At 61.2% G+C, this 20,531-nt stretch carries 17 protein-coding genes and 2 tRNA genes; 17 read left to right on the forward strand and 2 right to left on the reverse strand.

Annotated elements, in window-relative coordinates; translation table 11 throughout:
- Positions 1–4: 4 nt before the first annotated feature.
- The gene (locus tag AC0J42_RS04185; protein ID WP_416422398.1) at positions 5–412 is read left to right on the forward strand and encodes an MFS transporter; all 408 of its coding nucleotides are present in this window, start codon (positions 5–7) and stop codon (positions 410–412) included.
- A gap of 12 nt (positions 413–424) precedes the next feature.
- Here AC0J42_RS04185 and AC0J42_RS04190 read toward each other — a convergent pair whose 3' ends face one another.
- Complete coding sequence (locus AC0J42_RS04190) at positions 425–733, reverse strand: YhbY family RNA-binding protein (RefSeq protein ID WP_416422399.1); 309 nt, start codon at positions 731–733, stop codon at positions 425–427.
- A gap of 101 nt (positions 734–834) precedes the next feature.
- On the opposite strand from AC0J42_RS04190, the gene rlmE reads away from it, so the two are divergent.
- From rlmE to AC0J42_RS04270, 16 genes are all read left to right on the forward strand, one after another.
- Positions 835–1,458 (forward strand): 23S rRNA (uridine(2552)-2'-O)-methyltransferase RlmE, encoded by a 624-nt coding sequence (rlmE, locus tag AC0J42_RS04195; RefSeq protein WP_416422400.1) that lies wholly within the window; start codon positions 835–837, stop codon positions 1,456–1,458.
- Positions 1,459–1,677: 219 nt separating this feature from the next.
- Positions 1,678–3,585, forward strand: a complete 1,908-nt coding sequence (gene ftsH / locus AC0J42_RS04200; RefSeq protein ID WP_416422401.1) for an ATP-dependent zinc metalloprotease FtsH — start codon at positions 1,678–1,680, stop codon at positions 3,583–3,585.
- Between the two features lie 8 nt (positions 3,586–3,593).
- Positions 3,594–4,445 (forward strand): dihydropteroate synthase, encoded by an 852-nt coding sequence (gene folP, locus AC0J42_RS04205; protein WP_473005336.1) that lies wholly within the window; start codon positions 3,594–3,596, stop codon positions 4,443–4,445.
- A gap of 16 nt (positions 4,446–4,461) precedes the next feature.
- On the forward strand, positions 4,462–5,802 hold the full coding sequence (gene glmM, locus AC0J42_RS04210; protein ID WP_473005337.1) for a phosphoglucosamine mutase: 1,341 nt from the start codon (positions 4,462–4,464) through the stop codon (positions 5,800–5,802).
- A gap of 65 nt (positions 5,803–5,867) precedes the next feature.
- Positions 5,868–6,623, forward strand: a complete 756-nt coding sequence (tpiA, locus tag AC0J42_RS04215) for a triose-phosphate isomerase (protein ID WP_473005338.1) — start codon at positions 5,868–5,870, stop codon at positions 6,621–6,623.
- A gap of 4 nt (positions 6,624–6,627) precedes the next feature.
- Positions 6,628–7,011 (forward strand): preprotein translocase subunit SecG, encoded by a 384-nt coding sequence (gene secG, locus AC0J42_RS04220; RefSeq protein WP_416422405.1) that lies wholly within the window; start codon positions 6,628–6,630, stop codon positions 7,009–7,011.
- A 21-nt stretch (positions 7,012–7,032) separates the two neighbouring features.
- Positions 7,033–7,118, forward strand: a tRNA-Leu gene (locus AC0J42_RS04225).
- A gap of 98 nt (positions 7,119–7,216) precedes the next feature.
- Positions 7,217–7,293 (forward strand) — tRNA-Met (locus AC0J42_RS04230).
- A 131-nt stretch (positions 7,294–7,424) separates the two neighbouring features.
- Positions 7,425–7,883 (forward strand): ribosome maturation factor RimP, encoded by a 459-nt coding sequence (rimP, locus tag AC0J42_RS04235; RefSeq protein WP_027981879.1) that lies wholly within the window; start codon positions 7,425–7,427, stop codon positions 7,881–7,883.
- Between the two features lie 59 nt (positions 7,884–7,942).
- Positions 7,943–9,424: a transcription termination factor NusA gene (gene nusA, locus AC0J42_RS04240; RefSeq protein ID WP_027981880.1), complete on the forward strand. Its 1,482-nt coding sequence runs from the start codon at positions 7,943–7,945 to the stop codon at positions 9,422–9,424.
- A 27-nt stretch (positions 9,425–9,451) separates the two neighbouring features.
- Complete coding sequence (infB, locus tag AC0J42_RS04245) at positions 9,452–11,953, forward strand: translation initiation factor IF-2 (protein ID WP_473005339.1); 2,502 nt, start codon at positions 9,452–9,454, stop codon at positions 11,951–11,953.
- A 110-nt stretch (positions 11,954–12,063) separates the two neighbouring features.
- Positions 12,064–12,465 carry a 30S ribosome-binding factor RbfA gene (gene rbfA, locus AC0J42_RS04250; RefSeq protein WP_416422407.1) on the forward strand — a complete coding sequence of 134 codons (402 nt, stop codon included), beginning with the start codon at positions 12,064–12,066 and terminating at the stop codon, positions 12,463–12,465.
- Between the two features lie 3 nt (positions 12,466–12,468).
- Positions 12,469–13,386 carry a tRNA pseudouridine(55) synthase TruB gene (gene truB / locus AC0J42_RS04255; RefSeq protein WP_416422408.1) on the forward strand — a complete coding sequence of 306 codons (918 nt, stop codon included), beginning with the start codon at positions 12,469–12,471 and terminating at the stop codon, positions 13,384–13,386.
- Between the two features lie 117 nt (positions 13,387–13,503).
- Positions 13,504–13,773, forward strand: a complete 270-nt coding sequence (gene rpsO, locus AC0J42_RS04260) for a 30S ribosomal protein S15 (RefSeq protein WP_158157548.1) — start codon at positions 13,504–13,506, stop codon at positions 13,771–13,773.
- Positions 13,774–14,027: 254 nt separating this feature from the next.
- Positions 14,028–16,133, forward strand: coding sequence for a polyribonucleotide nucleotidyltransferase (gene pnp / locus AC0J42_RS04265; protein ID WP_416422409.1), 2,106 nt, complete (start codon positions 14,028–14,030; stop codon positions 16,131–16,133).
- 1,018 nt (positions 16,134–17,151) lie between these two features.
- Complete coding sequence (locus tag AC0J42_RS04270; protein WP_416422411.1) at positions 17,152–17,484, forward strand: BON domain-containing protein; 333 nt, start codon at positions 17,152–17,154, stop codon at positions 17,482–17,484.
- 79 nt (positions 17,485–17,563) lie between these two features.
- Here AC0J42_RS04270 and AC0J42_RS04275 read toward each other — a convergent pair whose 3' ends face one another.
- A complete protein-coding gene (locus AC0J42_RS04275; RefSeq protein WP_473005340.1) occupies positions 17,564–20,500 on the reverse strand; it encodes a DUF748 domain-containing protein in 2,937 nt (978 codons plus the stop codon).
- Between the last annotated feature and the right edge of the window lie 31 nt (positions 20,501–20,531).

The raw sequence follows: 20,531 nt of genomic DNA on the forward strand, positions 1-20,531 counted from the left end.
GTTCATGGCGGGCGCGATCATCTGGCAGCTTGCCCAGGTACTCTGGGTGGGCGGCCTGTGGTTCCTGCAACTGGGCGTGATGCCGGCGCTGACCCACATCGGGTTGGCGCCGGTGCTCATTCAGGACGTGGGCGCGCAAATGACCGCGCTGCTGGTGGGTTTCTGTGCGTTCTGTGTGGTATTGCAGGCGCTGGTGCTGATCAGTGGCCTGGGCTTTGCGGCCCTGTGGCGTGACTCGCGTGGACAGTTGCTGTCCATGGCCCTGATGGCCGCCGCGTTGTACGGCGTAGTGACAGTCGGGGCGCTCGACCCGCTGCGGTGGCAGATATTCTGTTACCTGGCGCTGGGCCTCTGCGGCCTGGCGCTGGTGTTGCAACCGGTGCCGGCCAGGGCGCGCCAGGCGCGCCACTGACCGTCGCGAACATCACTTGTAGCGATGGATGTTCGACAGCTGCTTGTTCGGCTGTGGGTTGCGGCGATAGATCAGCGCTTTCTTGCCGATGGTCTGCACCAGCTCGGCGCGGCCAGCCTTGCACAGCTCGGCAATGGTCGCGGCACGGGCTTCACGATCTTCGGAGCGAATCTCGACCTTGATCAATTCGTGGTCGACGAGTGCGCGTTCGAGTTCTTCCAGAACTCCTTCAGTCAGGCCATTGCCTGCCACAATCAGAACTGGTTTCAGATCGTGGCCAATGGATTTGTACTGTTTCTTCTGCTCGTTAGTGAGCGGCATAATCTGACCCTTAGTTTGGATTTTGCAAAAATGGCGGCCATTTTACCCGAGGGCCCGTGGATCCGCCCAATTAATCACGACCCTTATCATCGAGGTGCCCAATGGCGCGTTCCAAGACAAGCCTTGGTTGGCTGAAAGAACATTTCAACGATCCTTACGTCAAAAAGGCGCAAAAGGACGGTTATCGCTCGCGAGCGAGCTACAAACTGCTTGAAATCCAGGAAAAGTACCGCCTGATCCGCCCCGGCATGAGCGTGATCGACCTGGGCGCAGCGCCCGGTGGCTGGTCGCAGGTGACCAGTCGTCTGATTGGTGGCCAGGGCCGCCTCATCGCCTCCGACATCCTGGAAATGGACAGCATCCCGGACGTGACCTTCATCCAGGGTGACTTCACCGAGGACGAAGTGCTGGCGCAGATTCTCGAGGCCGTGGGTAATTCGCACGTGGACCTTGTGATTTCGGATATGGCCCCCAATATGAGTGGTACGCCCGAAGTGGACATGCCCAAGGCGATGTTCCTGTGCGAGCTGGCGCTTGACCTGGCGACCCGCGTGCTCAAGCCTGGCGGCGATTTCGTGATCAAGATTTTCCAGGGCGAAGGGTTCGATCAATACCTCAAGGACGCCCGCAAGAAGTTCGACAAGGTGATCATGCTCAAGCCCGACTCCTCGCGTGACCGTTCCCGCGAACAGTACATGCTGGGGCGTGGTTACAAGGGCGAGTAAGGCCTGCGCCGGGCAGGTGTCGAGGTAGCCCATAGTTTTTTCCAATCGGATGGACTGCGTGGCCGGGATCGACATCGTGTAGTCTAGTTTTCACAAAGGGTTACAGACGGCACCTGCAGACAAACAGGTTATGTAGTAAGTTAAGCCGGTGATTATCATGCGAAGCACGCCTGCGCGGGTTGCGGGTAGCAGGCTTCAGAGGGTAGCGAATTGAACGATATGGCAAAGAATCTGATCCTGTGGTTGATCATTGCGGCCGTGCTGGTGACGGTGATGAACAACTTCTCCAGCCCCAATGAGCCTCAGACCCTCAACTATTCCGACTTCATCCAGCAGGTCAAGGATGGCAAGGTCGAGAAAATTACCGTTGACGGCGTGGTCATCACCGGCAAGCGCAATGATGGCGACAGCTTCAAGACCATTCGTCCGAACATTGCCGACAACGGCCTGATCGGCGACCTGGTCGACAACCACGTGGCCATCGAAGGCAAGCAGCCCGAGCAGCAGAGCATCTGGACTCAACTGCTGGTGGCGAGCTTCCCGATCCTGGTGATCATCGCGGTGTTCATGTTCTTCATGCGCCAGATGCAGGGCGGTGCGGGCGGCAAGGGCGGGCCGATGAGCTTCGGCAAGAGCAAGGCGCGCCTGCTGTCCGAAGACCAGGTCAAGACTACGTTGGCCGACGTCGCCGGTTGCGACGAAGCCAAGGAAGAAGTGGGCGAGCTGGTCGAGTTCCTGCGCGACCCGGGCAAGTTCCAGCGCCTGGGCGGTCGTATCCCGCGCGGCGTGCTGATGGTCGGCCCTCCAGGTACCGGTAAGACCCTGCTGGCCAAGGCCATCGCGGGCGAAGCCAAGGTGCCGTTCTTCACCATTTCCGGTTCCGACTTCGTGGAAATGTTCGTGGGTGTCGGTGCCAGCCGTGTGCGCGACATGTTCGAGCAGGCCAAGAAGCACGCACCCTGCATCATCTTCATCGACGAGATCGACGCCGTGGGTCGCCATCGTGGCGCCGGCATGGGTGGCGGTCACGACGAGCGTGAACAGACCCTCAACCAGCTGCTGGTGGAGATGGACGGCTTCGAGATGAATGACGGCATCATCGTCATCGCCGCGACCAACCGTCCGGACGTGCTCGACCCCGCGCTGCTGCGTCCAGGCCGTTTCGACCGCCAGGTGGTGGTTGGCCTGCCGGACATCCGCGGCCGCGAGCAGATCCTCAAGGTACACATGCGCAAGGCGCCACTGGGTGACGACGTCAACCCGGCGGTCATCGCCCGTGGTACCCCAGGCTTCTCCGGTGCGGACCTCGCCAACCTGGTCAACGAGGCCTCGCTGTTCGCTGCCCGCAATGGCAAGCGCATCGTCGAGATGAAGGAATTCGAGCTGGCGAAAGACAAGATCATGATGGGCGCCGAGCGCAAGACCATGGTCATGTCCGAGAAAGAGAAACAGAACACTGCGTACCATGAAGCCGGTCACGCCATCGTCGGCCGTATCGTGCCCGAGCACGACCCGGTCTACAAAGTGTCGATCATTCCCCGTGGCCGCGCGCTTGGCGTGACCATGTTCCTTCCCGAGGAAGACCGCTACAGCCTGTCCAAGCGTGCGCTGATCAGCCAGATCTGCTCGCTGTACGGCGGCCGTATCGCCGAGGAAATGACCCTGGGCTTCGACGGTGTCACCACCGGCGCGTCCAACGACATCATGCGTGCCAGCCAGATTGCCCGGAACATGGTCACCAAGTGGGGCCTGTCCGAGAAGCTGGGCCCATTGCTGTACGCCGAAGACGAAGACCAGGGCTTCCTGGGTCGTGGCGGCGGCGGTGCCAACTCCAGCGTCTCGGGTGAAACCGCGAAGATGATCGACCTGGAAGTGCGCAGCATCATCGACCAGTGCTACGGCACGGCGAAGCAGATCCTCACCGATAACCGCGACAAGCTGGACGCCATGGCGGACGCCTTGATGAAGTACGAGACCATCGATGCCGATCAGATCGACGACATCATGGCTGGCCGCACGCCGCGCGAACCGCGTGACTGGTCGGGCGGCTCAGGCTCTACCGGCACCCCAGTGCCGCGGGACGACCGTCCCGAGAGCCCGATCGGCGGTCCTGCAGCTCAACACTAAGGCCTGACATGACTTCACAGCAGTACCCAACCCGGTTGCCTTGCGGCAACCGGGTTCTTGATTTAAGCCGTACCCATGTCATGGGTATCCTCAATGTCACCCCCGATTCCTTCTCCGACGGCGGCCGGTTCAACCAGCTCGACGTGGCCCTGCGCCACGCCGAAGCCATGGTGCAGGCCGGGGCCACGCTGATCGACGTCGGTGGCGAGTCCACCCGGCCCGGTGCGCGCGTGGTCACCCCGCTCGAAGAGCTGGAGCGCGTGGCGCCGGTGGTGGAAGCCATCGCCCGGGAAATCGACGTGATCATCTCGGTGGACACCTCCACGCCTGCCGTCATGCGCGAGACGGCGCGGGTAGGTGCCGGGCTGATCAACGACGTGCGCTCGCTGCAGCGTGACGGCGCCCTGGATGCCGCGGCCGCCACCGGCCTGCCGGTGTGCCTGATGCACATGCTGGGCGAGCCCGGCAACATGCAGGACGACCCTCACTACCACGACCTGGTGGGCGAGGTGACCCAGTTCCTCGACGAGCGTATGCAGGCTTGTGCGGCGGCGGGTATCCCGGCCGAGCGCATCATCCTCGACCCGGGCTTCGGCTTTGCCAAGACCCACGAGCACAATCTCAGCCTGTTCAAGCACATGCAGGCCCTGGATGCCCTTGGGCGGCCCCTGTTGGTGGGTGTGTCGCGCAAGAGCATCGTGGGCCTGGCGTTGGGCCGGCCGGTGTCTGAACGCCTCTACGGCAGCCTGGCGCTGGCAGCGCTGGCCATGTTCAAGGGCGCAAGGATCCTTCGCGTGCACGATGTGGCGGAAACCGCCGACGTCGTACGCATGATCACAGCGGTAGAAACCGCTGAATAAGAATGACGGAGCACACATGAGCAGAAAATATTTTGGCACCGACGGCATCCGCGGTCGTGTCGGGGAATACCCCATTACGCCTGACTTCATGCTCAAGCTGGGCTGGGCCGCCGGCATGGCCTTCCGCAAGATGGGCGCCTGCCGCGTACTGGTCGGCAAGGACACGCGCATCTCCGGCTACATGTTCGAATCGGCCCTGGAAGCCGGCTTGTCGGCCGCTGGCGCCGACGTGATGCTGCTGGGCCCGATGCCGACACCGGCCATCGCCTACCTGACCCGCACCTTCCACGCCGAAGCCGGCATCGTCATCAGTGCCTCGCACAACCCCCATGACGACAACGGCATCAAGTTCTTCTCGGGCCAGGGCACCAAGTTGCCTGACGAGATCGAGTTGATGATCGAGGAACTGTTGGACGCGCCGATGACCGTCGCCGAGTCGAGCAAGCTGGGCAAGGTGTCGCGCATCAACGACGCCGCTGGCCGCTACATCGAGTTCTGCAAGAGCAGCGTGCCCACCAGCACCGACTTCGCCGGCCTGAAGCTGGTGATCGACTGCGCCCACGGTGCCACCTACAAGGTTGCCCCCAACGTGTTCCGCGAGCTGGGCGCCCAGGTCACCGTGCTGTCGGCAGCACCTGACGGCCTGAACATCAACGACAACTGCGGCTCCACCCACATGGAGGCCCTGCAGGCCGCCGTGTTGGTCGGCCATGCCGACCTGGGCATCGCCTTCGACGGCGACGGCGACCGCGTGCTGATGGTCGACCACACGGGCGCCATCGTCGACGGTGACGAGCTGCTGTTCATCATCGCCCGCGACCTGCACGAGCGCGGCAAGCTGCATGGCGGCGTGGTCGGCACGCTGATGAGCAACCTGGGCCTGGAGCTGGCCCTGGAAGAGCTGTCGATTCCGTTCACCCGCGCCAACGTCGGCGACCGCTACGTGATGGCCGAGCTCAAGGAGCGTGAATGGCAACTGGGTGGCGAGAACTCCGGCCACATCGTCTGCTGCCAGCACACCACCACGGGTGACGCGATCATCGCCGCGCTGCAGGTGCTGTTGTCGCTCAAGCGTCGTGACGAAACCCTGGCCCACGCCCGCCATGGCCTGCGCAAGTGCCCGCAGGTGCTGCTCAACGTGCGCTTCGCCGGTGGCGACGTGAACCCCATCGAGCACCCTTCGGTACAGCAGGCGTGCGAGCGCGTGACCCAGGCCATGGCCGGTCGCGGGCGCGTGTTGCTGCGCAAATCCGGCACCGAGCCGCTGGTGCGGGTGATGGTCGAAGGCGACGACGAAAAGACCGTGCACGGCTATGCCGAAGAGCTCGCGAAGGTCGTTAGTGAAGTTTGCGCTTGATACGGCTTGCCAGTAGTCGCTTCGTTGGGTAACATCTGCGCCCACTTTGACCGACGAGGTACAGCATGCGTCGCCCTATGGTAGCTGGTAACTGGAAAATGCACGGTACCCGCGCCAGCGTCGCTGAGCTGCTCAAGGGCCTTGTAGATGAGGCCCTGCCTGGCGGTGTTGATGTGGTGGTATTTCCACCCGCCCTGCACGTCGAACGAGTGATCGACGGCCTGCAAGGTGCATCGATTGAAGTAGGTGCGCAGAACTGCGCAACGCAAACCGGGCAAGGCGCCCTGACCGGCGAGGTTTCGTCGACTCAGTTGGCTGATGTCGGTTGCAAGCTTGTGTTGATCGGTCACTCCGAACGCCGCCAGATCATCGGCGAGCAGGACGAAGTGCTGGTTCGCAAGTTCGAGGCGGCTCAGGCAGGTGGCCTGGTTCCGGTGCTCTGCATCGGCGAGACCCTGGCAGAGCGCGAAGCCGGCAAGACCCTGGAAGTGGTAGGGCGCCAGCTGAGCAGTGTCATTGATGCCCTGGGCATCGGTGCCTTCGCCAACGCAGTGATCGCTTATGAGCCTGTATGGGCCATCGGCACTGGTCTGACGGCAACGCCAGAGCAGGCGCAGGATGTGCACGCAGCCATTCGTGCTCAACTGGCAACAGAGAATTCTGAAGTCGCGCAAGGTGTGCGGCTTCTATACGGCGGCAGCGTGAAGGCGGCCAATGCGGCTGAGCTGTTCGGCATGCCGGATATCGATGGGGGGCTCATTGGTGGAGCCTCCTTGAATGCAGATGAGTTCGGTGCGATCTGTCGCGCCGCGGGAAACTGAGAAGATGCTGGAAACAGTCGTAGTCGTGTTTCATCTGCTGGCTGCCCTGGGTGTAGTTGCCCTGGTTTTGCTGCAGCAGGGTAAAGGTGCGGACGCTGGCGCGTCTTTCGGAGCAGGTGCATCAAATACTGTGTTCGGAAGCCAAGGTTCCTCTACCTTTCTTAGTAAGTTTACTGCTATACTTGCCGCAGGTTTCTTCATAACCAGCTTGGGGTTAGGATACTTTGCTAAAGAGAAGGCTCACCAGCTGACTCAAGTAGGGTTACCCACTCCGGCCGCAGTTGAAGCGCCAAAGCAGAAGCCGGCCTCAGATGATGTACCGGTGCTTCAAGAGCAAAAGACTGATGTGAATTCCACTGACGTACCTCCCGCTCAAGAGCAGAAGTAAAAGGGTTTCAAACGTAGTATTGCCGAGGTGGTGGAATTGGTAGACACGCAACCTTGAGGTGGTTGTGCCCATAGGGTGTAGGGGTTCGAGTCCCCTTCTCGGTACCATTTATTCAGGAGAGCCCGCAACAGCGGGCTTTCTTGTCGGTGGAAGTGTGCGATTGACCCAAAAGGGTATCAGACGTATACTTTTGCCCCAGCTTTGTCGCGGGATGGAGCAGTCTGGTAGCTCGTCGGGCTCATAACCCGAAGGTCGTTGGTTCAAATCCAGCTCCCGCAACCAGTTTTACTGGAGCCCCTTTTACAGGGGCTTTTTGTTAGCTGAAAAGATCATAGCGCCGGTATTCAACGGCGTTTCAGGGATGGGCGCTTCGCCCATTTTTTATTTGCATAAGCATGCACGAGGGGGTTCAGGTGTCGAGCAAGCTAGAACAGTTGCAGGCCTTGCTGGCCCCGGTGGTCGTGGCCCTAGGCTATGAATGCTGGGGTATCGAGTTCTCGGCTCAAGGCCGTCACTCAATGTTGCGCATTTATATCGACAAAGAAGGCGGTGTGCTGGTGGATGACTGCGCCATTGTCAGTCGTCAGGTCAGCGGGGTGCTTGATGTTGAAGACCCTATCGCTGTCGAGTACACCCTTGAAGTCTCTTCTCCTGGCATGGAACGCCCGCTGTTCACCCTTGAACAGTTCGCCAAGTATGCCGGGGACCAAGTGAAGATCAAGCTGCGCTCTCCCTTTGAAGGGCGTCGCAACTTTCAGGGCCTTCTCCGCGGGGTGGAGGAGCAGGACGTCGTGGTGCAGGTTGATGACCATGAGTTCCTGCTGCCGATCGATATGATCGACAAGGCCAACATTATTCCCAGTTTTGACTGAGACGTGCCAGATACTGCGGATCCCGCGGATCCAATGGCTTGCGAAAGGCGAGGCGTACGATGAGCAAAGAAGTACTGCTGGTTGTTGAGTCGGTATCCAACGAAAAGGGTGTACCGGCCGGCGTAATATTCGAAGCGCTGGAGATTGCTCTGGCAACCGCTACCAAGAAGCGCTTCGAAGATGAAGTGGACCTGCGTGTGGAAATCAACCGCCACACCGGTGCCTATGAAACTTTCCGTCGCTGGGCAGTGGTCGAGGATGAAGACCTGGACGACCCGGCGATCGAGCTGGCCGTTGACCAGGCCCAGGCCAAGAAGCCGGGCGCCGTCGCCGGCGACGTGATCGAAGAGAAGATCGAATCGATCGAATTCGGTCGCATTGCAGCACAGACTGCCAAGCAGGTGATCGTCCAGAAAGTTCGTGAAGCAGAGCGCGCCCAAGTGGTTGACGCCTATCGCGAGCGCCTGGGCGAGATCATCTCCGGTACTGTTAAGAAGGTTACCCGTGACAACGTCATCGTGGACCTTGGCAACAACGCCGAAGCCCTGCTGGCCCGCGAGGACATCATTTCTCGCGAAACTTTCCGGGTAGGTGTGCGCCTGCGCGCCCTGCTCAAGGAAATCCGCACCGAGAACCGCGGTCCGCAGCTGATTCTGTCGCGTACAGCGCCGGAAATGCTGATCGAACTGTTCCGCATCGAAGTGCCGGAAATTGCCGAAGGCCTGATCGAAGTGATGGCTGCGTCCCGTGACCCGGGTTCGCGCGCCAAGATTGCGGTCCGCTCCAAGGACAAACGCATCGACCCACAAGGTGCCTGCATCGGTATGCGCGGTTCGCGCGTCCAGGCGGTATCGGGTGAATTGGGCGGTGAGCGTGTGGATATCGTCCTGTGGGATGACAACCCTGCGCAGTTCGTGATCAACGCGATGTCCCCAGCTGAAGTGGCGGCGATCATTGTCGACGAGGATGCCCATGCAATGGACATCGCTGTCGGCGCTGACAATCTGGCTCAGGCCATTGGTCGTGGTGGTCAGAACGTACGTTTGGCCAGCCAGCTGACTGGCTGGACGCTGAACGTGATGACCGAATCGGACATCCAGGCTAAGCAGCAAGCAGAAACCGGCGACATCCTGCGCAACTTCATCGACGAGCTGGAAGTCGACGAAGAGCTGGCACAGGTGCTGGTTGATGAAGGCTTCACCAGCCTGGAAGAGATTGCCTACGTACCGTTGGAAGAAATGCTCAACATCGACGGCTTTGACGAGGACATCGTCAACGAGCTTCGCGCTCGTGCCAAGGATCGCCTGTTGACCAAAGCCATCGCTACAGAGGAAAAGCTGGCAGACGCCCATCCGGCCGAAGACCTGCTCTCGCTTGAGGGTATGGACAAGGATTTGGCGATGGAACTGGCGGTGCGCGGCGTAATTACCCGCGAAGACCTGGCCGAGCAGTCTATTGATGATCTGCTCGACATCGACGGCATTGACGATGATCGTGCCGGCAAGTTGATCATGGCCGCCCGAGCCCACTGGTTCGAGTAAGTAGGCGCGGCCTGAGGAGAGAAGTGCATGACGCAAGTCACGGTGAAAGAACTGGCCACAGAGGTCGCCGCACCGGTAGAGCGCCTGTTACAGCAGATGCGTGAGGCAGGTCTGCCGCACACCGACGCCGGACAAGTTGTGACCGATAATGAGAAGCAGGCTCTGCTGGCTCATTTGAAAAGCAGCCACAAGGCTAAAGCGGAAGAACCACGCAAGATCACCTTGCAGCGCAAGACCACCAGCACCCTGCGTGTGGCTGGCAGCAAGAGCATCAGCGTAGAAGTACGCAAGAAGAAAGTATTCGTGCAGCGCAGCCCTGAAGAAATTCAGGCCGAGCAGAAGCGCGAGCTGGAAGAGCGCCGTGCAGCCGAGAACGCTGCGCGTCAGAAAGCCGAACAGGAAGCTGCCCGTCAGCGTGCCGAAGAAGAAGCACGCCGTCCTGCTGCATCTGTGTCGGCTGCTGCCCCGGCGCCTGCCGTGGAAGCGCCTGCCGCCGCTGCCGATGTAGCCGTTGCCCCTGCGCCGGTTGCCGACCGCAAGAAAGACGAGCCGCGTCGCCCGGACAAACCGCGCAACGACGACAGCCGCCGCAACGATGGCGAGCGCAAGAACGCGCCGCATCGTGCTTCGGTCAAGGAAAAAGAGAAGGCGCCGACTCCACGTGCCGCTCCACGCACCACCGACGAGGAAAGCGATGGCTTCCGTCGTGGCGGTCGTGGCAAGGGCAAGCTGAAGAAGCGCAACGCCCACGGCTTCCAGAACCCTACCGGTCCTGTGATTCGTGACGTGCAGATTGGCGAGACCATCACTGTCGGCGACCTGGCCGCGCAGATGTCGGTGAAAGCTGCCGAAGTCATCAAGTTCATGTTCAAGCTGGGTACCCCGGCCACCATCAACCAGGTACTGGATCAGGAAACTGCCCAGCTGGTTGCTGAAGAACTGGGCCACAAGGTGACCCTGGTCAGCGACACCGCCCTGGAAGACTCCCTGGCCGAATCGCTGAAGTTCGAAGGTGAGGCGTTCTCCCGTGCACCAGTCGTGACCGTAATGGGCCACGTTGACCACGGTAAGACCTCGCTGCTGGACTACATCCGTCGTGCCAAGGTAGCTGCTGGCGAAGCCGGCGGTATCACCCAGCACATCGGTGCGTACCACGTTGAAACCGACCGTGGCATGGTGACCTTCCTCGACACCCCTGGCCACGCCGCGTTTACCGCCATGCGTGCCCGTGGTGCCAAGGCCACCGACATCGTGATCCTGGTCGTTGCTGCCGACGACGGCGTGATGCCACAAACCATCGAAGCCGTTCAGCACGCCGTTGCTGCTGGCGTACCGCTGGTTGTCGCGGTGAACAAGATCGACAAGCCGGGTGCAGACCTGGACCGTATCCGCAGCGAGCTGTCGGTACACGGCGTGACCTCGGAAGACTGGGGTGGTGACACTCCATTCGTACCGGTCTCGGCGAAGATGGGTACTGGCGTCGACGAGCTGCTGGAAGCTGTCCTGCTGCAAGCCGAAGTACTGGAACTGAAGGCAACCCCATCGGCCCCAGGTCGTGGTGTTGTGGTTGAGTCGCGCCTGGACAAGGGCCGCGGCCCTGTGGCCACCGTGCTGGTTCAAGACGGTACCCTGCGTCAAGGCGACATGGTGCTGGTCGGTTCGAACTACGGCCGTGTACGTGCCATGCTCGACGAGAACGGCAAGCCGATCAAGGAAGCAGGTCCGGCCATTCCGGTCGAGATCCTGGGCCTGGACGGTACCCCGGACGCTGGCGACGAGATGAGCGTGGTTGCCGACGAGAAGAAAGCCCGTGAAGTGGCTCTGTTCCGTCAAGGCAAGTTCCGCGAAGTCAAGCTGGCCCGTGCTCACGCCGGCAAGCTGGAAAACATCTTCGAAAACATGGGCCAGGAAGAGAAGAAGACGCTCAACATCGTCCTCAAATCCGACGTCCGTGGTTCGCTGGAAGCTTTGCAGGGCGCTCTGAACGGCCTGGGCAACGACGAAGTGCAAGTGCGCGTGGTCGGTGGCGGCGTCGGTGGTATCACCGAATCCGATGCCAACCTGGCACTGGCCTCCAATGCAGTACTGTTCGGCTTCAACGTGCGTGCCGATGCCGGCGCGCGCAAGATCGTCGAGCAGGAAGGTCTGGATATGCGTTACTACAACGTGATCTACGACATCATTGAAGACGTCAAGAAAGCCCTGACCGGTATGCTCGGCAGCGACGTTCGCGAGAACATCCTGGGCATCGCCGAAGTGCGTGACGTGTTCCGTTCGCCGAAGTTCGGTGCTATCGCTGGTTGCATGGTCGTCGAAGGTACCGTTTACCGGAACCGTCCGATCCGTGTACTGCGCGAAGACATCGTTATCTTCGAAGGCGAGCTGGAATCGCTGCGTCGCTTCAAGGACGACGCCTCGGAAGTCCGTGCCGGCATGGAATGCGGTATCGGCGTGAAGAGCTACAACGACGTCAAGGTCGGCGACAAGATCGAAGTCTTCGAGAAGGTCCAAGTGGCTCGTACGCTCTAACACGCGAGCTAGAGGAGTGCACCGGGTTCGCCCGGGCACTCTAAACGCAACGCCCGGTCCGGCTCTTTGCCTGGCCGGGCGTTTGCCGCTTCAGTTACAGGTAAGAATTCATGGCAAAAGAATACAGCCGTACCCAGCGCATCGGCGACCAGATGCAACGCGAGCTGGCGCAACTGATCCGCCGTGAGGTCAAGGACCCGCGCGTGGGCCTGGTGACCATCACTGCCGTCGACGTCAGCCGCGACGTGGGCCATGCCAAGGTGTTCATCACCGTCATGGGCCAGGACAGCGCCGAGGACATCAAGCAGACCATCAAGGTGCTGAACTCTGCCGCAGGCTTCCTGCGCGTGCACCTGGGCAAGGAAATGAAGCTGCGCAGCGTGCCGCAACTGCACTTCCACTACGACGAAAGCGTCACCCGTGGTGCCCAGCTTTCCGCGCTGATCGAGCGTGCCGTGGCCGAAGACAGCCAGCACCAGGACGCCGACAGCAAACCAGGCACCGAGGAGTAAGCGGTGGCTCAGGTCAAGCGTATCCGTCGTAACGTCAGCGGCATCATCCTGCTGGACAAGCCGTTGGGCTTCACTTCCAACGCCGCCCTGCAGAAGGTCCGCTGGCTGCTCAATGCCGAGAAGGCCGGCCACACCGGCAGCCTCGACCCCCTGGCCACCGGCGTGCTGCCGCTGTGCTTCGGCGAGGCCACCAAGTTCTCGCAATACCTGCTCGATTCCGACAAGGGCTACGAGACCGTCATGCAGATGGGCCAGACCACCACCACGGCAGACGCCGAGGGTGAGGTTTTGCGCACTCGAGATGTAACCGTTTGTCGCGGCGACATCGAAGCCGTTTTGCCACAATTTCGTGGTGAAATCAGTCAGATACCGCCGATGTACTCCGCCCTCAAGCGTGATGGCCAGCCGCTTTACAAGCTGGCACGTGCAGGGGAAGTAGTGGAGCGCGAAGCGCGTTCTGTTACTATTGACCGGCTGGAATTGCTCGCCTTCGATGAGACCCGCGCACGGTTGTCGGTAGGGTGCTCCAAAGGCACCTACATCCGTACCCTGGTGGAGGACATCGGCGAGCAGTTGGGTTGCGGCGCGTACGTTGCAGAACTGCGTCGCACCCAGGCTGGCCCGTTCACGTTGGCCCAGACGGTCACCCTCGAGGAACTCGAGCGCGTGCATGCTGAAGGTGGCAACGAGGCGGTGGACCAGTTCCTGATGCCTTCTGACAGCGGCCTGCTGGATTGGCCCCTGTTGCAGTTCTCCGAGCACAGTGCGTTCTACTGGCTGCACGGGCAACCGGTTCGCGCCCCCGACGCGCCGAAATTCGGCATGGTGCGGGTGCAGGATCACAACGGTCGCTTCATCGGTATCGGTGAAGTGAGCGAAGACGGGCGCATCGCGCCACGTCGACTGATTCGGTCAGAATGACCGAACGAGGGTGGCTGTTAACAGGCACGGTTATCCCTCACTTTTAAATACGAGGATTTGTCCTCGGCCTGTTGGAAAGCCGGTCAAACGGTTTTCCTTAGTAATGGAGATGCCCTCATGGCACTTAACGTTGAAGAAAAAGCAAAGATCGTTGGTGAGTTCCAGCAAGCCGCTGGCGACACTGGTTCGCCAGAAGTGCAAGTTGCACTGCTGACTGCCAACATCAACAAGCTGCAAGGCCACTTCAAGGCCAACGGTAAAGACCACCACTCGCGTCGTGGCCTGATCCGTATGGTTAACCAGCGTCGTAAGCTGCTGGACTACCTGAAGGGCAAAGACACCACTCGTTACAGCGCCCTGATCGGCCGTCTGGGTCTGCGTCGCTAATAGCGGCCCGGGCTTGTGGTGTGCGCGGCGTGTTGCCTCCGTCGAACCCGGCGCCTGGCGCCGGAGCTGACGAACACGCCGTGCGTATCAATGAGGTTGGTTGACTGTCCTGTATCGGCGCCTAGGCGCTGATGCAGGGCAGGCTTCCAGCCTCAAGTTTTATCTGGACTGCCAAAAGGGGCCGATTCCCCTTGCTGCCCAAGAATTTCGCAAGAAACCAGTTCCCCCAGAGCCATTGAAGAAGGTAGGAAACCGTGAACCCGGTAATCAAGAAGTTCCAGTTCGGTCAATCGACCGTAACCCTCGAGACTGGCCGTATTGCCCGTCAAGCCTCCGGCGCCGTGCTGGTCACCGTCGACAACGACGTCACCGTGCTGGTCACCGTGGTAGGTGCCAAGCAAGCTGATCCAGGCAAGGGCTTCTTCCCCCTGTCCGTGCACTACCAGGAAAAGACCTACGCCGCCGGCAAGATCCCTGGTGGTTTCTTCAAGCGTGAAGGCCGTCCTTCCGAGAAAGAGACCCTGACCTCGCGCCTGATCGACCGTCCGATCCGCCCGCTGTTCCCTGAAGGCTTCATGAACGAAGTCCAGGTGGTCTGCACCGTGGTGTCCACCAGCAAGAAGACCGATCCGGACATCGCTGCGATGATCGGTACCTCGGCAGCCCTGGCCATCTCCGGTATTCCTTTCGAAGGCCCGATCGGCGCCGCGCGCGTTGCTTTCCACGAAAGCACCGGCTACCTGCTGAACCCAACCTACGAGCAACTGGCTGCCTCGAGCCTGGACATGGTCGTTGCCGGTACCTCCGACGCCGTGCTGATGGTTGAATCGGAAGCCAAGGAGCTGACCGAAGACCAGATGCTGGGCGCCGTGCTGTTCGCCCACGACGAATTCCAGGCGGTCATCAAGGCTGTCAAGGAACTGGCTGCCGAAGCTGCCAAGCCTACCTGGGCCTGGGCTCCTCAAGCCGAAGCCACCGAACTGCTGGGCGCTATCCGTGCCGAGTTCGGCGCGGCCATCTCCGACGCCTACACCATCACCGTCAAGGCCGACCGCTACGCTCGCCTGGGCGAGCTGAAGGACCAGGTCGTTGCCAAGCTGTCCGGTGAAGAAGGCCAGCCTTCTGCCAGCGACGTCAAGGCTGCCTTCGGCGAGATCGAATACCGCACCGTGCGCGAGAACATCGTCAACGGCAAGCCACGTATCGACGGCCGCGACACCAAGACCGTGCGCCCGCTGAACATCGAAGTCGGCGTGCTGCCGAAGACCCACGGTTCGGCCCTGTTCACCCGTGGCGAAACCCAGGCCCTGGTCGTTGCGACCCTGGGTACTGCCCGTGACGCCCAGCTGCTGGACACCCTGGAAGGCGAGAAGAAAGACCCCTTCATGCTGCACTACAACTTCCCTCCGTTCTCGGTGGGCGAGTGTGGTCGCATGGGCGGCGCTGGTCGTCGTGAAATCGGTCACGGCCGCCTGGCTCGTCGTTCGGTACAGGCCATGCTGCCAGCCGCCGACGTGTTCCCGTACACCATCCGCGTGGTGTCGGAAATCACCGAGTCCAACGGTTCCAGCTCCATGGCTTCGGTGTGCGGTGCATCCCTGGCCCTGATGGACGCCGGTGTACCGATGAAGGCACCGGTTGCCGGTATCGCCATGGGCCTGGTTAAAGAAGGCGAGAAGTTCGCCATCCTGACCGACATCCTGGGTGACGAAGACCACCTGGGCGACATGGACTTCAAGGTGGCCGGTACTGCCAAGGGCGTTACTGCCCTGCAGATGGACATCAAGATCAACGGCATCACCGAAGAGATCATGGAAATCGCCCTGGGCCAGGCCCTGGAAGCGCGCCTGAACATCCTCGGCCAGATGAACCAGATCATTGGCCAGTCGCGTACCGAGCTGTCGGAAAACGCGCCTACCATGATCGCCATGAAGATCGACACCGACAAGATCCGTGACGTCATCGGTAAAGGCGGCGCCACCATTCGCGCCATCTGCGAAGAGACCAAGGCTTCGATCGACATCGAAGACGATGGCTCGATCAAGATCTTCGGCGAAACCAAGGACGCGGCCGAGGCTGCCAAGCAGCGCGTGCTGTCGATCACTGCCGAGGCCGAGATCGGCAAGATCTACGTGGGCAAGGTCGAGCGTATCGTCGACTTCGGCGCCTTCGTCAACATCCTGCCTGGCAAGGACGGTCTGGTTCACATCTCGATGCTGAGCGACGCTCGCGTAGAGAAAGTGACCGACATCCTGAAAGAAGGCCAGGAAGTTGAAGTACTGGTGCTGGACGTGGACAACCGCGGCCGTATCAAGCTGTCCATCAAGGACGTAGCTGCAGCAAAAGCTTCCGGCGTTTAATTAGCCGATAGCAGAAAAGGGCCCTTCGGGGCCCTTTTTTTATGCCCCCAGCTACCCCACGGACCGCCTTTGACCTTGATCCCGTGCGGCCTTTGATCTTGATTGTGTGCCCCATAAAGCGCCAGGGCCGACTGGAGGCGTTGGCCGAGCGGTCCACGGCGTAGCCGGGGAAGACGGAACCGGAGGCGCTTCTATTCCGGGCCGTCGGCCGCTTGGGCGACGCCGGAGGGAGGGGACCCGTAGCGAAGCGTAGGGACCAAGCAGGGGCAAGCCTTTTTTGCTTATTTTTTGTCTGGGCCGGCACACCGGGCGTTTGACAAAAAGTGAGCCGCCGTAAGGGCGGAAAGGTGATTGTGCATCACCCTTGGTATTGGATATGTGCATGGCTTTCGAATCTTGCTTCTAAGGGATTCGGACATATCCATTTTCGCGGTGCGATCACCGACCGTTTCGGCCTTACGCCGACTCACTTTTTGGCAGTCGCCCCAAAAAGTAAGCAAAAAGGGCTTGCCCCTGCTTGGGCCCTCCGCTGCGCTACGGGTCCCCTCCTTCCGGCGCCGCTCAACGGGCAGACGGCACCCGCTATAGAAGCCTGCGGGTTACCGTCTCTTCGGCCTGCGGCCTCGGCCCTTCGGGCAGCCCGTTGAGCGACGCCTCCAGTCGGCCCGGGCGCTTTACGGGGCATACAATCAAGATCAAGAGCCAGATCAACAGCAAATCAAAAGCCAGATCACAAGCAGATCAACTGCAGATCAACTGCAGATTACAAGCAAAGGCGAGGTGGGTGGGTGCAGGCGGTTAGCCTTTACCCAGTTCTTTAGCGGACATGCAACTTGCACGCGGTTTTTGCTGCGAGCATGCAGAATGCACGAACAGCAAAAACGAGGAGTTTTTTAAGGTGTTGATTTTAAAGGATTTTATTTAATCATCAGGTTGGCACACGCCCTGCAACGGTATAGCTAACCCTGCAGCCAGGCATGCCTTGGCGCAGACTTCTCGAAAAACAGGAGTGACTCGTATGAAAAAGTTCGCTATTGCTGCCGCTACTGCCACCGCCCTGACCCTGGCCATGGGTAACTTCGCGTATGCCGCCACTGCGAGTGAAACCGCAGCCAAGACCGAACAAGCCGGTTCCGACACCTGGATCACCACCAAGGTGAAAGCCAACCTGCTGACCGAGAAAGGCATTCCTGGTAGCGACATCACCGTCGAGACCAACCAAGGCGTGGTAACCCTGGCTTCGAAGGCAGGCACTACCCTGACCTCGGCACAGAAAACCACCGCGGTGAACATCGCCAAGCACACCAAGCACGTCAAGTCCGTGTCGGCTGACGCGCTGGAAACCCAATAATCGATTCATGCGACGGGCACACGGACTGTGCCCACTCAAAGCCCCGGCCGTGTGCCGGGGCTTTTTTTTGTGGGTCAGGTCAATCCGCTTCCAGGTGCAGGTTGGTGACCACCGTGCCGTCTTTCTGGGCATCGCTGATGATGGTGTCGATCAGGAACACCTTCTCGTCCGGCAACTGGCCTTTGTCCACCAGGAAGGCCTTGATGGCCGCCGAACGAGCCTGGCCCAGGGTGCGCAGCAGCTGCTCGTCCGTGCTCCAGGCCTTGATTACCGCGTCACGCAGGTTGGCATCGCGCTGTTTCTTCTCCAACTGGTCCCACTCGGCAGGCGGCGCCTGGTTGAGGCGGGTGCGGTAGATGGCCGGCAGCATGGGGGCTTTCTCGTCTTCGGGCACGACCAGCAGCGAGGCCTGGGCGGGCACCTTGTCGCCGCGCCGCTGGAGGATCTTGAAGTAGGTGGTCTGGTATTCACGCTCCAGGCGCTGCTGGGCCACCAGCGGGCCGTCGCTGCTGGCTGCCGCGCCGCCTTCCACTTCCAGGTGCAGGCCGGGGCGGGCCTTCATGCCGGCTGCCAGCTTCAGCAGGTTGTCTTGGGCGCTGGGGGTCAGGTCACTGGCGCCGGGGGCGAAGGCGATGTTGCTGAGGTCTGCCGAATCGCCACCGCTCACCAGCCCGCCCAGCAACTTGAAGGGCGCGGCCACGGCCTTGACCACCAGGTTGCGCAGGGTCTGCCACACGATGGGCATCACGCTGAACTGCGGGTTGTTGAGGTCGCCGGTGATCGGCAGCTCGATGTTGATCTGGCCGTTGACGTCCTTGAGCAGGGCCACCGCCAGCTTCACCGGCAGGCTCACGGCGTCGGGGCTGTCGACTTTCTCGCCCAGCTCCAGTTGGTCCACCAGCACTTTGTTCTCGGCCTTGAGCTGGCCCTTGGTGATCACGTAGTGCAGTTGCAGGTTCATCCGCCCCTTGCGGATGCGGTAGCCGGCGAATTTACCGGAGTAGGGCGTCAGCGTGGTCAGTTCCAGGCGGTTGAAGCGCGTGTCGATGTCCAGGCTGGCCATGGGGTCGAACGGCGTCAGCGCGCCACTGATGGTCACCGGCGCGTAGCGGTCGACCTTGCCCTTGATGTCCACCTTGGCCGGCTTCTGCTGCTGGCTGTCGATGGTGCCAATGGTGCCGGTGAGGTTCTGGATGTTGGTGGCGAAGTTGGGCGTCAGGCTGAAGTCACCGAAATACGCCGAGCCGTCATTGATGGCGATGCCACCGATGTGAATGGCCAATGGCTTGCTGGCGACCGCAGGCTTGGCGTCGGCCTGGGCCTTGGGGTTCTCGGCCCGGGGTATCAGCAGGTCCTTGATGCTGGTGGTGCGGTCTTCGTTGATCATGAAGCGCGCGTACGGCTGCATCAGGGTGACCTTGTCGATGGTCAGGCTGTTGCCGTGCTCGTAGTCCAGGCCATCGAGCTGCAGCTGTTCCCATTTGACGAAGTCGCGGTTTTTCACCGTGTCCAGGGTGTGCAGCTGGTCTACCTGGGCGCGACCGGTGACGCTCAGGGTCAGCGGGTCGATGTTCTTGAGGTTCACCGCCAGGTCGCTGCCGAGCATGCCGCTGCGCAGTTCCAGGCGAATGAACGGGCTGATGTAGGCCTGGGCCACGCGCAGGTCGATGTCCTGGGTCTTGACCTTGAGGTTGGCGGTGACCGGCGCCAGGTTGACCTCGCCGGCGGCGCTGAGCTTGCCCTGCTTGCCCAGGCCGGTATCGAGCTTGAGGGTGAAGGGCGATTTGTTCAGGCTGTCGAAGTTCTGCACATCGACGTTCAGCGGGCCCAGCTCCAGCGCCACCGGCTCCTTCTGCAGGCGGTCGGCCAAGTGCACCTGGTAGTCGCGCAGCTGCACGTCCTTGAGCAGCACCTGCCAGGGCTTGCTCGGCGCGCCAGGCACCGGCTTGGCCTCGGGCTTGGCGTCGGCGGTGGCCGGCGCGGTTTTTTCCTGGGGCGGTGCGGCGGTTTTCTGGCTGGCGAACAGCTTCTGCCAATCCAGCTGGCCATCGGCTTCGCGGGCCGCCCAGGTTTCCAGCTTGCTGCTGCGGATCTTGCCGACGGTCACCAATTGCCTGGCCAGATCCACCGAGGTGTCGCTGACGTCCAGGCGTTCGAGCTTGACCAGCGGGCGGCCGTCCGGGGCGTTGAGGGCGAAGGGCGCGATGCTGACCGAGGCGTTGGTGAGGTTGAGCTCGGTGTTTTTCGACAGGTCCAGCGAGTAATCGGTGCTGAGGTTGAGGATGCCGTCCTGCAAGGCCAGGGGCAGGGCGTCACGGACGTAGGGCCACCAGACCTTCATCTTGCCGTCGGTGACCTTCAGGTTGCCCTTGGAGGTGATCGGCACCAGGCTGATGCTGCCTTTCCAGTCGATCTGGCCACCGTCCGGGCCGGCGGCCACCAGGGTCATGTCGGCGTTGTCCTCAGGCAGGGTGCTGAGGTTCTTCAGCTCCAGGTTCATGGAGTTGTAGAGGAATTCGATGGGCTCGCTGGGGCGCACGTCCTTGAAGTGCAGGTAGCCTTCGCTGAGCTTGATGCTGCCCACCCGCAGCGGGAAGGGTTTGCTCGGCGGCTGGTCAGGCTTGGCCGGCTCGCTGGGCGGCAGCTTGAACAGCTGCGCCAGGTTCAGGCTGCCGTCCTTGTTGAACAGCAGCTCGGTGCGCGGCTTGTCCAGCTCGATGGCGTCCAGGTGCAGGGCCCGGGTCCACAGGCTGTCCACCTGCAGGTTCAGGTACAGGCGCTCGAAGCCGACCTGCTCGATGCCCGGCTCGCCGATGTGCAGGCCCCACAGGGTCAGCTCCAGGCTGAAGGGGTTGAACTCCAGCCGCTCCAGGTGCGCCGGCACGCTGGAATACTTGGCCAGCTGGGAATTGGCCACCCGCAGCCCGATGCCCGGCAGAATCAGGAAGCCCAGCAGGCTGTAAAGCGCGAGCGCGGTCAGTACGGCGCCGATGGCGCGTATCAATCCTTTGGGCATGGGGGGGCATCTACGTCTCGGAATAGGAGTG

This window comes from Pseudomonas sp. Tav-5-1A, assembly GCF_055755055.1.